The 12527-nt window shown below is 66.4% G+C and carries 14 protein-coding genes; 3 read left to right on the top strand and 11 right to left on the bottom strand.

Going from position 1 to position 12527, the window contains the following annotated elements; all coding sequences use genetic code 11:
* Window positions 1-119: 119 nt before the first annotated feature.
* Together UCD39_RS24775 and UCD39_RS24770 are read left to right on the top strand one after the other, a co-directional pair.
* On the top strand, window positions 120-1019 hold the full coding sequence (locus tag UCD39_RS24775) for a sensor histidine kinase (RefSeq protein ID WP_330498296.1): 900 nt from the start codon (window positions 120-122) through the stop codon (window positions 1017-1019).
* A complete protein-coding gene (locus tag UCD39_RS24770; RefSeq protein ID WP_330498295.1) occupies window positions 1016-1681 on the top strand; it encodes a response regulator transcription factor in 666 nt (221 codons plus the stop codon). Before UCD39_RS24775 ends, UCD39_RS24770 begins: the two co-directional genes overlap by 4 nt.
* Before the next feature lie 22 nt (window positions 1682-1703).
* On the opposite strand, the gene bla is transcribed toward UCD39_RS24770, so the two are convergent.
* The 7 genes from bla to UCD39_RS24735 form a co-directional block, all read right to left on the bottom strand.
* Window positions 1704-2711 carry a class A beta-lactamase gene (gene bla / locus UCD39_RS24765; protein WP_330498294.1) on the bottom strand — a complete coding sequence of 336 codons (1008 nt, stop codon included), beginning with the start codon at window positions 2709-2711 and terminating at the stop codon, window positions 1704-1706.
* A gap of 5 nt (window positions 2712-2716) precedes the next feature.
* The gene (spbR, locus tag UCD39_RS24760) at window positions 2717-3823 is read right to left on the bottom strand and encodes a SpbR family protein (protein WP_330498293.1); all 1107 of its coding nucleotides are present in this window, start codon (window positions 3821-3823) and stop codon (window positions 2717-2719) included.
* A gap of 229 nt (window positions 3824-4052) precedes the next feature.
* Window positions 4053-4832 carry a DUF6969 family protein gene (locus UCD39_RS24755; RefSeq protein ID WP_330498292.1) on the bottom strand — a complete coding sequence of 260 codons (780 nt, stop codon included), beginning with the start codon at window positions 4830-4832 and terminating at the stop codon, window positions 4053-4055.
* 20 nt (window positions 4833-4852) lie between these two features.
* On the bottom strand, window positions 4853-5491 hold the full coding sequence (locus UCD39_RS24750; protein ID WP_330498291.1) for an ABC-type transport auxiliary lipoprotein family protein: 639 nt from the start codon (window positions 5489-5491) through the stop codon (window positions 4853-4855).
* A 41-nt stretch (window positions 5492-5532) separates the two neighbouring features.
* Window positions 5533-6501: an MlaD family protein gene (locus UCD39_RS24745; RefSeq protein WP_330498290.1), complete on the bottom strand. Its 969-nt coding sequence runs from the start codon at window positions 6499-6501 to the stop codon at window positions 5533-5535.
* A 20-nt stretch (window positions 6502-6521) separates the two neighbouring features.
* A complete protein-coding gene (locus UCD39_RS24740) occupies window positions 6522-7295 on the bottom strand; it encodes an ABC transporter ATP-binding protein (RefSeq protein WP_330498289.1) in 774 nt (257 codons plus the stop codon).
* 32 nt (window positions 7296-7327) lie between these two features.
* Window positions 7328-8467, bottom strand: a complete 1140-nt coding sequence (locus UCD39_RS24735) for an MlaE family lipid ABC transporter permease subunit (RefSeq protein WP_330498288.1) — start codon at window positions 8465-8467, stop codon at window positions 7328-7330.
* Window positions 8468-8712: 245 nt separating this feature from the next.
* On the opposite strand from UCD39_RS24735, the gene UCD39_RS24730 reads away from it, so the two are divergent.
* On the top strand, window positions 8713-9228 hold the full coding sequence (locus tag UCD39_RS24730; protein ID WP_145730052.1) for an adenine phosphoribosyltransferase: 516 nt from the start codon (window positions 8713-8715) through the stop codon (window positions 9226-9228).
* 251 nt (window positions 9229-9479) lie between these two features.
* On the opposite strand, the gene UCD39_RS24725 is transcribed toward UCD39_RS24730, so the two are convergent.
* The 4 genes from UCD39_RS24725 to UCD39_RS24710 form a co-directional block, all read right to left on the bottom strand.
* Complete coding sequence (locus UCD39_RS24725; protein WP_330495033.1) at window positions 9480-10577, bottom strand: IS5 family transposase; 1098 nt, start codon at window positions 10575-10577, stop codon at window positions 9480-9482.
* A 97-nt stretch (window positions 10578-10674) separates the two neighbouring features.
* On the bottom strand, window positions 10675-11148 hold the full coding sequence (locus UCD39_RS24720; protein WP_330498287.1) for an ABC transporter permease: 474 nt from the start codon (window positions 11146-11148) through the stop codon (window positions 10675-10677).
* 8 nt (window positions 11149-11156) lie between these two features.
* The gene (locus UCD39_RS24715) at window positions 11157-11453 is read right to left on the bottom strand and encodes an ABC transporter permease family protein (RefSeq protein WP_330498286.1); all 297 of its coding nucleotides are present in this window, start codon (window positions 11451-11453) and stop codon (window positions 11157-11159) included.
* Window positions 11450-12256: an ABC transporter ATP-binding protein gene (locus UCD39_RS24710; protein ID WP_330498285.1), complete on the bottom strand. Its 807-nt coding sequence runs from the start codon at window positions 12254-12256 to the stop codon at window positions 11450-11452. Before UCD39_RS24710 ends, UCD39_RS24715 begins: the two co-directional genes overlap by 4 nt.
* Window positions 12257-12527 lie beyond the last annotated feature (271 nt).

The following is a 12527-nucleotide window of genomic DNA, read 5'->3' as shown; positions in this document are numbered from 1 at the left end:
TCATTGCCATTATTATAACAGCAACCGTCTTTATAATAGATATTGTCACCCCATATGGCATCTCAGTAGCCACATTCTACGTGGTTACAATTCTTTTATCGTCAACTATCTGTCGGACATTGGGCGTATTATATGTTTCTGGCGTGTGCTTCACACTAACAGTAGTTGGTTTTATTTTGACTAACGATTATAATTTCCAAATTGGCATCGCCAACGCGTCGATCAGCCTTCTGGCGATCGGGGCCACGACCTATCTGGCGATCCGCATCGAGACGGCGCGTCTATTGACCGAGAGGGCGCAAGCCGATCTCGCCCATGTCGCCCGTGTCACCACCCTGGGTGAAATGGCCGCGTCCATCGCGCATGAGGTCAACCAGCCCCTGGCGGCCATCATCACCAACGCCAACGCCTGCACGCGCTGGCTGCGCGCCACGCCCCCCAATCTGGAGAAGATCGGCGAGTCCATCGCAAGCATGGTCGATGACGCGGAACGGGCCAGCGATATCATCCGGCGCATCCGCGCCCTGGCCACGCATGGGGAGTTGAAGAAGGCCCCGGTGGGGATCAACGACGTGATCCGGGACGTGGTCGCCCTGATGCAGTCCCGCCTACGGGAAGATCAGGTGATCGTGCGCACCCATCTGGCCGAGGACCTGCCCCTGATCGTCGGCGATCAGGTCCAATTGCAACAGGTCGTGCTCAATCTGCTGACGAACGCCGTGGACGCGATCAACGCGGCGCCGGGAGCCAAACGCGAGATCAGGATCGAGTCCGCGAAAGTCGACAAGGACGACGTCATGGTCAGTGTCGAGGACGAAGGCGTCGGCATTTCCCCAAGCGTCATGAGCACCCTGTTCGACGCCTTCAAGTCGACCAAGCAGGGCGGCATGGGAATAGGGCTTTCCATATGCCGATCCATCATTGAAAGCCACGGCGGCGCCATTTGGGCGACGCCCAACAGAACAGCCGGCGCGACCTTCCATTTCACCGTGCCCGGCGAGAGGAAGAAGACACCATGACCACCAATCAACCCTCCCCCGAAGCCAAAGGCGCCATCATCGTCGTCGATGACGATCCCTCGATGCGCAAGGCGCTGACCAACCTCTTCAATTCCCTCGACCTGACGGTCCACACCTTCGCCTCGACGCAGGAATTCCTGGATTGGCCCTTGCCTGACATCCCCCTGTGCCTGGTGCTGGACATCCGGATGCCCGGCCAGAACGGCCTGGACTTCCAGGAGGAGTTCGCGCCCTCGCATGAGGAAATCCCGGTGGTGTTCATCACCGGCCATGGTGACATCCCCATGTCCGTCCGCGCCATGAAGGCCGGCGCCATCGAGTTCCTGACCAAGCCGTTCAAGGAACAGGACCTGCTGGATGCCATTTACGCGGGCTTGGCCAAAAGTGCCGCGCATCGGGCGGAAAGGGCCAAGGTTTCGGACGTGTACGCCCGGTACGCAACCCTGTCGCCGCGTCAGCGCCAAGTCATGGACATGATCCTGAATGGACAATTGTCCAAGCAGATCGCGGCCACGCTGAAGCTGAGTGAAATCACCGTGAAGATCTGCCGCGCGCAACTGATGCGCAAGATGCAGGCGACATCCCTTCTGGAACTGGGCCGCATGGCGGAGAAGATTCAGGGGGTGGCCAAACCGAACCCCGAAGAGGGGCCCGGCGCGTGATGGCACCTTAGGCCCGCCCCCCTTAGGCCCGCCAGGACTCGACCACGGCGCGGGCCACGGCGGCGATGAAGGCGTCCGCCTCTTCCCGTGGTCCATGGACGCTGGCGACATAGACCGCAATGGCGTAGCGGCCGCCATCGGGCGCCGTCATCAGGCCCACGTCGTTGTTGGCCAGCGTCACGCCCTCGACCGACGGGCCGGCGCCCGGCTTGTGCGCCACGGTCCAGCCGGCGCCCAGCCCGGCCTTCAGGCGGTGGGCTTGGGTCGTCGTATGGTCCAGGATGCCCAGCAGGCGGCGGGTGCTGCCGGGGCTCAGGAGGTCGCCCTTGTTCAGCCGCTCCAGCAGCAGGGCCATGCCCGCGGGCGTGGCGGTGTCGCGCGGATCGCTCAGGTACGCGTCGCGTTTGGCGATGCGGGTGGCCGTGGGCACCGCGTCGGCGGCGGCCTGGAACGCCGCCGGCTCTCGATAGGCGTCCGTCCAGGTCAGGCCCAGGATATCGCTTTGCAGGTGACGCTCATCCCGGTCCACACGGATGCCTTCCAGCCCCCGGGCGTTCAGCGCGGCCTGCACCGTCGCCGGGCCGCCGATCAGGCGCAGCACGGTGTCGGCGGCGATGTTGTCACTGTCCGCCACCATGCGGACCATGAGGTCCCCCAGGGTGGTGGTCCAGCCGGCGGGCGTAATGTTCTTCGCCAAGGGCTGCCAATAGACGGACCGGTCCTCGGGGTAGAGCGTGACCTTGCGGTCGAGGTCTATGGCCCCCTTGTCCACCAAGTCCAAGAGCGCGATGGCGACGGTCAGCTTGAATACACTTTGCTCGGGAAAGCGCTGGTCCGCCCTCACCCCCGCCACGGCGCCCGTCGCCGGATCGCGCACCGCGATGCCGGCGTGGCCCGGGAAATCGTGGGTCAGCCGGTCCAGGCGGGCCTGAAGGCCGCGCATGTCCAGCGTTCCGGCGGTAGCCGTGGACAGGGTGGACGTGAGGGTGAGCACGGCCGCGCAAACCGCGCCCAGGAGGGGTTTGCGCATCGCTTTCAGACCTTGGTGGTCAGGTCCGTCAGCTTGCTCAGCAGGTAATCCAGATCATCGCTGGCCATTTCCTCGAACTGGGTGAGGATGCGTTCCAGCATCTTGCGGCGATGGCGTTCCAGGTCATGCTCCCCGCCATCGAATTCCGTCTCGCTGGCGACATCCAGCGCCACCTTGATGGCCGGATAGATGGACTGCGGCATGCCGGTGCGGTCGAACAGCGCCTTCATGCCCAGCTTGCCGGCGTCATGGATCAGCATGCGGGCGTTGGGGGTGGGGATGCGGGCCAACTGGGCCAGCGCCACCTCGAAGAAGGCCACGTCGCCCATGCACAGCGACCGCAGCAGCAGCGACGGCGACAGGCGGCCGTTGCGATACAACTGCTCCACCAGCGTTTCCAGCTGAGCATCGGTGGCGACGCCCACCAGCCCGTAGGTCGCCTTTTCCCGGCCCTGCAGGACGATGTCGCTCGCCACGTCGGCCGGCAGCTCGTGCCGCTCCACCAGTCGTTCGCGCAGTTGTTCCGACACCATGGTCACCAGCCGCTCGGCGATGGTGACCGGCAGGCTACCCCGCTCGATCAGGGGGGCATGGACGGCGTCGCTCTTGGGGAAACGGTTCAGCACGCGGGTCAGCGCGGCCTCCGTCACCCGGGCGGCCTCGTTGCCCATCAGCGTGGCGACGGCGGTTTCGCCCCCTGTCTCCACCAGCACATCGGCCACGCCCTCGGACACCTCGGGCCGCTTGGCCACCGCCGATTGTTTCGCGTCCGATCCGGTCTTGATCAGTTCGATCAGGTCGGCGTCGGTCAGGACCGACGAGACCTCGATGAAGGGCAGCGACACCTCCTCCACGTCGCGCGCCAGTTGCAGCGCCACGTCGCGGGGAATCGCGGGATAGGTCTTCAGGCTTTCCGACAGCGCGGACCGGACGCGCACCGCGGCGTCCCGGGCCATCAGGCGGACGATATCTTCGGCCAGGGCCCGTTCGGACGGGGACAGCTGGTCGGCGCCGAACTGGGCGGCGACCTTGGTGGCCATCTCGGCCCGTGTCGTGGCGGATGGATCGGCCAAAAGCCGTTGCACATCCTGATGCGTCAAGGTCTCGGACATTGGCAGGGCAACCCGCTCCCTTCGCTACCGGCCGGCCACCTGGCTTGTCGTCGCTACCCCACCTCGATATCGCGCGGCAGGAATGGACGGCGCCAGGTTTCGCCACAATTAGGTGTCCCCGATGGGCATCGGGTCACCACTGTCATTAATAATACAGCCTTCCCCATCTTGGCCAACGCCATTTGGGTGATATTCCACGCCTTGCCCCGGGGCGTCGCCCCTGGGGGCGTTAGGCGGGGTCAGCAGCGGCGGACCGCCGCCGGTTGCGGCGGCGCAGCGCGCGCTCCAGTTCCTGGACGCGTCCCTCCACGTCCACCAGGCGTTCCGATGTCACCTCCAAGGCCCGGTCCTCATAGACGTAACTGCCCGGATGTGCCGCCTGCCAGCGCGCGACCGTCGCATCCCGCTCCCGTAAAAGTTCAGCGATTTCATGGCGGTAGAGGCTGACCATCGCCGTGATCCAGCGGTTGAGCGGCCAGGACGGCCGCGCATGGTCGATCTGGAACCCCTCCAGCATGCGCACGACATCCTCGGCGGCGTACCAGGTTTCCCCCGTCACCCATCGGTTGGTGGTGAACAGCCGCGTCACCCGGCCCATGCCATCGACGGAAATACCCACCAGGTGGCTGAGGGCACCGTTCCCGTCAACGTCGGGCTGTAGATCCGGCAGGGGCGCGGGCGTCACCCCGTCCGGCATGCCCAATGGCCGCATAAAGGTGTGAAAGTGCCCCACCTCCTCCCCAACCAGTTCCGACTCCGGGTGGGCGTGGAAGTAGAATTGGGCGTGGTACTCGCTATCGTAAACGTCGCCGGGCGGATGATGCTGCCACGGAACGAACGGCGGCACGGCGTCCTGCATCGCCTCGCTCAGCACGGTATCGCCGGTCTTGGCCAGCACCCGCGCGCACAGCGTCACCTCCCGCGCCGCCTCGACCAGCCGGGTCAAGGTTTCGGGCGGCATTCCGTCGATGGCGGAAGCGTCGCTGTCGGCCCCACGGAGGAAGGGCATGGGGCTGGCTCCTTCCCAGGTCAGACGCCGCCGCCGGCGCGCCGTCCGGGCTGCAAGGCCCATTCGGCCACCTGGCGGGCCAGCATGTGGAAGGCCTCGTCATAAGCGGCCAGCACAGCGGTGAAGCCCGTGCCCTTGGCCGGCACCCTGATCTCGAAGCCTTGGCTTTCCTGGATGGTACGCCGGGGCAAGGTCACCATCTTGCACTCGACCCGGGCATGAACGGTCGGCACATCCTCCACGGTCGCGTGGGGATATTCGGCCTGGAAATCGCGGATGTCGGTCAGCAGCACGTAGTCGGCACGCAGGCCCGACCCCTCACGCGCGACGCCCGTGATCCGGCCGGAATACTCGAAGGACTCGATCAGCAGGCCCTGCAGCATCTCCGGCAACGGGTCCTGCCATTCGGCGTCGAAATAGCCGAAGCCGGCCTCCATCTGACGCAGCGGCACCCGGCTGGTGTTGAGGACGGAGGTGGTGACCGGCACGCCCACCAGCAACTGCCAGCCCACCGGCGGGGCGGGCGAAAACTCCCGCGCCGCCGTCAGGCGCACCACGTGCGGCGGGCTTTCGAAGATGGAACAGGCCGGCAGCGCCCCCAGCGCCAGACCGCCCCCCACCAGACCCATGCCGCGTGACAGTAGGCCGCGGCGCGTCAACGCCCCCCGCCCCGCCGTCAACGCTCCCTTACCGGCCCCCCTCATTTCACCTCCACGCCACGCTGCCGGCCACCGAAGAGGAAGCCGGACGGATCGTTCTCAATGCGGTTGGTCACCCGCGACAGATTATTGCTGAGCGTGCGCAGGTCGCCGATGAGCTGGGTCAAGTCGTAAAGGCCGCTGGAGGTGAAGTCGCGGATGGGACCACGATTCTCCTCCACCATGCCGCGCAGCTGTTCGACCGTCTGGTTCAGGTTGCGGGTCAGGACTTTCACATCCTCCGCCGACTGGTTCAGGTTGCCGCTGATACGCTTGGCGTCGCTGCCCACCGTGTTCACGGTGGTACGGGTATCAACCAGCAGCGCCTCGGTCTGCTGGCTGATCTGGCGCACGCTGCCCCGCAGCTCATTCACCAGGTGGCCGGCGTCCTGCACCGTGCCGTTGGCGGCACCGGCGGTGGAGGCCAGGTTGGCCAGCATGGAGGCGAAGGCCTTCTGGTTGTCGGGCGTCATGAAGCCCGCCAGGCTGTCCGACAGCTTGATCAGGTTTTCCAGCAGGTGCGGCGCCTCCTGCAACAGGGAGGCGATGTTGCTGGGGCGCGAGGGGATGACGGGGACGTCCACGTTGTTCTGCGTCTCGCGCAGCAGCGGCGCCTCCTGGCTGCCACCGGCGATCTCGACATAGACGCCGCCGGTAACGCCCACCGGCTCTAGCGAGGCCACGGCATCGGACTTGATGGGGGTGTCCTTCGGCACCTCCACCTTGACCTCGATGCGCTCCACATTGCCGGGGTCGATGCGGATGTCAGTGACGCGGCCCACCGCCACGCCGCGATAGCGCACGGGGCTGCCCGCCACCAGCCCGGTGACCGAGCCGGAGAAATAGATGCGATACGGTGTCGACGCCTTGTCGAACTGGACTTTCGCCAGCCAGACGATGGCGATGAACAGAGCCGCCGTCAGTGCCAGGATGAAGCCGCCGACGAGCGCGTAGCTGGCGCGCGTTTCCATGAGTTTCAGTCCCCAACTGCTCAGCGTTTCACGGCCGCGCGTCCGCGTGGGCCATGGAAGTAGTCATGGATCCAGGGATGCGTGTCGGCCAGCAACATGTCAATGGTTCCCACCGTCATCTTACGGTCGACCAGCACCGCAATGCGATCACAAATGGCATAAAGGCTGTCAAGATCGTGGGTTACCATGACGACGGTCAGCCCCAGGCTGCGTTGCAGGGTGCCGATCAGCTCATCGAAGGCGGCGGCGCCGATGGGGTCCAGGCCCGCCGTCGGCTCATCCAGGAATAGGATTTCCGGGTCCAGCGCCAACGCGCGGGCCAGGCCGGCGCGCTTGCGCATGCCCCCCGACAGCTGGGACGGGTATTTGGAGCAACTGTCCGGCGGCAGGCCCACCATCGAAATCTTGATGCGGGCCAGTTCCTGGATCAGGCAGGCGTCCAGGTGCGTATGCTCCTTCAGCGCCACCATGACGTTTTCCGCCACGGTCATGGAGCTGAACAGCGCGCCGTCCTGGAACAGGACGCCCCAGCGGCTCTGGATGCGGCGGCGGGCGGCGCTGTCGGCCGTCCACATATTGGTGCCCAGCACCTCCACCCGGCCGGCGGTGGGGCGCAGCAGGCCGATGATCTCCTTCAGCAGCACCGACTTGCCGGTGCCGGAGCCGCCGACGACGCCCATGACCTCGCCCCGCCGCACTTCCAGGTCCACGCCGTCATGCACCGTCTGGCGGCCGAAGCGCGTGACCAGGCCATGCACCTGGATGACGGGCTCGGCATTGTTTCCCATCGCCATGTCGGTCGGGCCATCCTGGATCATCGCCGCCGTCATATCTTGAGGTAGGAAAAGAGGATGGAGAACAGGGCGTCGAGCACGATCACCAGGAAGATGGACTCGACCACCGAGCGGGTGGTCAGCTTGCCCACGCTTTCGGCGCTGCCGGTCACGTTCAGGCCCTCGAAACAGCCGACCAGCGAAATCACCATGGCGAAGACCGGTGCCTTGATCAGGCCTACCAGCAGGGTGGTCGGGCTGACGGCCACCTGCAATTGCCGCAGGAACTGGCCCAGCGTGATGTCCAGCGTGGCATAGGACATGACGGCGCCACCAAACAGGCCCACCACGTCGGCGTAGAAGCTGACCAGCGGCAGGGCCACGAACAGGGCCGCCAGCCGGGGCAGGACCAGCATCTCGATGGGGTCCAGCCCCAGCACCTGCATGGCGTCCACCTCCTGGTTCACCTTCATGGTGCCGATCTGCGCCGTAAAGGCGGAGCCGGAGCGGCCGGCCACGATGATGGAGGTGATCAGCACCCCCAGCTCGCGCAGGATACCGATGCCCAACAGGTTGACGACGAAGATCTCCGCGCCGAATCGCCGCAGCTGGTCAGCGCTTTGATAGGCCAGCACCACGCCGATCAGAAAGGTCAACAGGCCGATGATGGGCAGGGCGTTCAGGCCCACCTGTTCCAGATGGAAGAAAAAGGCCGTCCAGCGGAAGCGGCGCGGATCGCGCGCCACCCGGGCGATGGTGAGGAACACCAGCCCGAAGAAGCTCAGCAGCTGATAGGCGTCCTGCGCCAGGCTGAAGGCGCCCTTGCCCACCCGCTCCAGCAAATCATGGAAGGGATGGAAGGGCGTGCTGACGTCGGGGTGGCGCACCACGGCGCGGCGCACGTCGCGGAGCAGGGTACACTGCGCGGGCGTGGCGCCCACCACGGCCACCGTCTCCCCCTCCGCCCGCAGGCGCTCGATCAGGCGGTCCAGCACCAGGGCGCCGGCGGTGTCCATGCCCGACAGGCCCGACAGGTCCAGCAGAACCTGGCCCGGCTTGCGTTCCGGCGTCAGGCGGCTCAGTGCTGTATCCAGCTGTTCCGCCGCCGCCAGGTCCCAACGGCCCTGGGCCGCGAGCAGCCAGTGGTCGCCGTCCCATGCCGTCCTGATCACGCCGATGCCTGCCGCCGCCATCTTACCCCTTGCCGCCCCCAGGGCGCGGCTCTCCGGCGGCCCCCGCCCCCATCCTGTCGGGGGCGCCGGGCGGCCTTGCTCGTCCTTCACTTGACAGAAAGGCCCGTCGCGGGTCAACAGCAGCGGCCGCGACATGCCCATCCGGGCACCGTCACGGCGCATGGCCCTGGCATGCCAGACCAGCCTCCCCTATGATTTCGCGCCCCGGGACCGGGGCATTTCCGTTTCCCCCGAGGCCTTTCCCCATGGATCTCAAGAGCCACATCCGCGGCGTCCCGGACTATCCCAAGCCCGGCATCCTATTCTACGACATCTCGCCGCTGCTGGCGCACGCCGACGCCTGGGCCGTCGCCATGGGCCGCATGGCCCGCCTGATCCAGGAAACGGGCGTCGATTTCATCGTCGGCATCGAATCCCGCGGCTTCCTGATGGCCGCCCCCCTGGCGCTGAAGCTGGGCCTGGGCTTCGCCATGGTGCGCAAGAAGGGCAAGCTGCCGGGCGACGTGGTCCGCCACTCCTATGACCTGGAGTACGGCAGCGACACGGTGGAAATCCAGGCCGACCTGGTGAAGCCCGGCCAGCGCGTGGTGGTGGTGGACGACCTGCTGGCCACCGGCGGCACCATGACCGCCGCCATCAAGCTGTTGCGCGACGTCGGCGCCGACGTGCGCGCCGCCGCCTTCCTGATCGAGCTGGACTTCCTGGAAGGCCGCAAGAAGTTGGACGTGCCGGTGCTGTCGCTGCTGAACTACGACAAGTAATTGGTTTAGTTCGCCCTCGCCGGGCGCGGCCATCCGGCCGCTTGGCTTCCTCGCTCCGCCCTGCGGTGCTCGCTCCGGCGGACGCAGTCGCGTCCTACAACGGCATGAGTTAACAGGGTGCGGAAGAATGGAGCGTTAAGGCCCCTTTCCCCATGAGCCAAGCCGATTGAAGGCTTGATCGAGGGGCTACGGGCCGCTTTTGCGGCCATCTTCCCCGGCTTCCGCCGTTTGCAGGCGGAATCCGGGCATGGTCAGGCCGCCACCATCAGCTTGGGCAGTCTGACGAGGTTGTAGGCGGCGGCGGTCAACATGAAGGCCCAGCCGACGCGATCGGTTCCCTTGTGGCGCGTCTTGCGCAAGGTGCCGGTGGTCTTGATCCAGCCGAAGACCTCCTCAATACGCTTGCGGATACGCAAGGACACGCCATAGCCGGGGTGGCGGGTGGTGCGTCCATCAATGGCGGACGTGCGCCGCGCCCCGGTCTTGGTCAGGTGATCATTCCGGGCGATATGCGGCGTCACCTTGCGGGCACGGAGTTCCCGGACGAACTCACGCGCATCAAAGGCCTTGTCGGCGCCCAAGGTGATCCGCCGCGTCGGCTTCAGCCCGTCGACCAATGCCAACGCCGCCTCGCGTTCGGCGGTGCCGGTCGCTTGGGTCAGCGTCGCACCAACCACCAGGCCGTTGCGGTTCTCCATCAGCACATGCCCCATGTAGGCTAGGCGCGATGGCTGGCCATTGCTCTTGCGGTACAGTTTGGCTTCAGGGTCGGTGGTGGACGCGTGGGTCTGGTTGGAGCGCTTCTCCCCGTGGAAGTCGCGCTCCCCGTTGCGACCGGGGCCCGGCGGGTCGCCACCGCCATCCTTGGGCCGGAAGCTCTTGATCGACGCCCAGGCCTCGATCAGCGTGCCATCCACCGAGAAGTGGTCGTCCGACAGCAAGTTCCGGCCTCGCGCCTGGGCCACCACCGCCCCCAGGAACTTCGCCGCGACGTCGCCTCCAAGAAGCCGCTCACGGTTCTTGGTGAACACCGTCACGTCCCACACCGGGGCGTCCATCGCCAACCCGACAAACCAGCGGAACAGCAGATTGTAGTCCATCTGCTCCATCAGTTGTCGCTCCGACCGGACCGAATAGAAGGCCTGGAGCAGCAGCGCCCGCAGCAGTTTCTCCGGCGGGATCGAAGGACGACCCACCTTCGCGTACATCGCCTCAAAGTCCGGCGACAAAACCTCCAGCGCCTCGTCACAGATCGCCCGGATCGCCCGAAGCGGATGCCTTGGCGGAACACGCGCTTCGCAACTCACGTACGAAAACAAGCCTTCCGTCCGAATGTCTCCGCCACGCATCCCATCCTCCTCAGCGTCATGAGGAAGCGAATCACGACAGGAACTCAGACGGAAGGGTTTTTCCGCATCCTGTTAAAGCTCATGCTGTTGGCTGGACTTAACGGCTTGCGGCCTCGCTGTCGTGCCAGCGCCGGAGCGCCAGGCGCTGCACCAGCGACAACACGGCGAAAATGGCGATGCCCAGCAGGGACAGCAGCGCCAGGGCCGCGAACATGCGCGGGGTGTTCAGGCGGTTGCTGGCGTCCACGATGCGCCAGGCCAGGCCGCTGCCCGTGCCCGACCCCGCCACGAACTCCGCCACCACCGCGCCGATAAGCGCCAGGCCGCCGGAAATCTTCATGCCCGCCAACAGGTAGGGCAAGGCCGACGGCAGTTCCAGCCGCCACAGCACCTGCCACTTGCTGGCGCCATAGAGACGGAACAGGTCGCGCAGGCCGGCGTCGGCGGAGCGCAGGCCCAGGGTGGTGTTGCCCAGGATGGGAAAGAAGGCGACGATCCAGGCCAGGATCAGCTGCGCCAGATCCACCCGCTCATACCCCACCCAGACCAGCAGCAGGGGTGCTATGGCCATCACCGGCGTCACCTGCAGGATGACGGCGTAGGGATAGAGGGCGGACGCCAGCAGGGGGAGCGGGTGAATAGGATGGCCAGCGCCACCCCGCCCGCCACCGCCAGCGCGAAGGCCTGCAGTGTCACGGTGAGGGTGAACCACAGCGACAGGCCCAGCGTGTCCGGGTCGGCCAGCAAAGCCGCCACCACGGCGCTGGGTGGCGGCAGGACGAAGGCGGGAATGGCCAGCAGGCGCACGCCCCCCTCCCACGCGGCCAGGACGATGACGCCCAGAATCAGGGGCGCCAGGCGGCGCAACGCGCTCATGCCGCGGTCTCCCCCGATGAATGGCCCGGCGAACGCATGGCATCGGCCAAGGCCAGGGAAACCTGGCGGCAGGCGGCGGCGTAGCGGGCGTCGGTGCGCAAGGCCTCGTCCCGGGGATAGGGCAGGTCCAGCGGGATGTCGGCATGGATGCGGCCCGGCCGCGGGGCCATGACAATGGCGCGATTGGCCAGGTACATGCCCTCATAGACGCTGTGGGTCACGAACAGCACGGTGAAGCGCTGCTCCCCCCACAGGGCCAGCAGGTCGTCGTTCAGCTTCTGGCGCGTGATCTCATCCAGGGCGGCGAAGGGCTCATCCATCAGCAGCAGACGCGGACGGGTGACCAGGGCGCGGGCGATGGAGGCGCGCATCTTCATGCCGCCCGACAGCTCACGCGGATAGGCCTGGGCGAAATCGGCCAGCCCCACCTGGGCCAACAAGGCCGCGACGCGGGCGTCGGCCTCAACGCGCGGCACCTTGGCCAGGTCCAGCGGCAGGCGGACATTGTCCTGGATGCGGGCCCAGGGCATCAGCGTCGGCTCCTGGAACACCATGCCGATCCCGCCGGCGGCCGGCGGCCGGGACCAGCGGATGTCGCCGGCCGAGGGGGCCACCAGGCCGGCGACATGGCGCAGGATGGTGCTCTTGCCGCAGCCGCTGGCGCCGACGATGGCCAGGAACTCCCCCTCGCCCACCGCCATCGAGATGTCGCTGAGCGCCACCGTCCCGTTGGGGTAGCGCTTGCTGACACCCCGCAATTCCAGGAATGGCGGTTCCAGAGAGGGTGCCGGGCCCTGCCCCATCGCGCGACCTCGCGTCATTGAAATACTGGATGGAAATACCGGAAGGATACCGGCCTTAACCTTTACCCGAGGGACGGGCCCGGGCGCCAGAGGCGGACGCCCCCTTTGCCACACCGGACTGGCCACACCAGACTTGCTAGACCGGGCGGGGTAACCGATCATGGCGGCGTTTACCGTGCGACGCACGGGTTGAACGGGGCGCCGAATCCCGCTACCTGATAAGGGTGGGCGGTTGGGCCGCCGGTTTGGCCCCCGTCTTGTTCGTTCCCAA

Source organism: Nitrospirillum karajorum (assembly GCF_036348415.1).
Classification (GTDB): Bacteria; Pseudomonadota; Alphaproteobacteria; order Azospirillales; family Azospirillaceae; genus Nitrospirillum; species Nitrospirillum amazonense_B.
Note: the sequence above shows the minus strand (reverse complement) of the source record. Positions and strands in the feature narration are given on the sequence as shown.

Excerpts from the sequence above, each read along its gene's own strand:
- UCD39_RS24770 (WP_330498295.1), top strand. The coding sequence starts at position 1,016 with ATGACCACCAATCAACCCTCCCCCGAAGCCAAAGGCGCCATCATCGTC.
- bla (WP_330498294.1), bottom strand. The coding sequence starts at position 2,711 with ATGCGCAAACCCCTCCTGGGCGCGGTTTGCGCGGCCGTGCTCACCCTC.
- spbR (WP_330498293.1), bottom strand. The coding sequence starts at position 3,823 with ATGTCCGAGACCTTGACGCATCAGGATGTGCAACGGCTTTTGGCCGAT.
- UCD39_RS24755 (WP_330498292.1), bottom strand. The coding sequence starts at position 4,832 with ATGCCCTTCCTCCGTGGGGCCGACAGCGACGCTTCCGCCATCGACGGA.
- UCD39_RS24745 (WP_330498290.1), bottom strand. The coding sequence starts at position 6,501 with ATGGAAACGCGCGCCAGCTACGCGCTCGTCGGCGGCTTCATCCTGGCA.
- UCD39_RS24740 (WP_330498289.1), bottom strand. The coding sequence starts at position 7,295 with ATGGCGATGGGAAACAATGCCGAGCCCGTCATCCAGGTGCATGGCCTG.
- UCD39_RS24735 (WP_330498288.1), bottom strand. The coding sequence starts at position 8,467 with ATGGCGGCGGCAGGCATCGGCGTGATCAGGACGGCATGGGACGGCGAC.
- UCD39_RS24730 (WP_145730052.1), top strand. The coding sequence starts at position 8,713 with ATGGATCTCAAGAGCCACATCCGCGGCGTCCCGGACTATCCCAAGCCC.
- UCD39_RS24725 (WP_330495033.1), bottom strand. The coding sequence starts at position 10,577 with ATGCGTGGCGGAGACATTCGGACGGAAGGCTTGTTTTCGTACGTGAGT.
- UCD39_RS24720 (WP_330498287.1), bottom strand. The coding sequence starts at position 11,148 with ATGGCCATAGCACCCCTGCTGCTGGTCTGGGTGGGGTATGAGCGGGTG.
- UCD39_RS24715 (WP_330498286.1), bottom strand. The coding sequence starts at position 11,453 with ATGAGCGCGTTGCGCCGCCTGGCGCCCCTGATTCTGGGCGTCATCGTC.
- UCD39_RS24710 (WP_330498285.1), bottom strand. The coding sequence starts at position 12,256 with ATGGGGCAGGGCCCGGCACCCTCTCTGGAACCGCCATTCCTGGAATTG.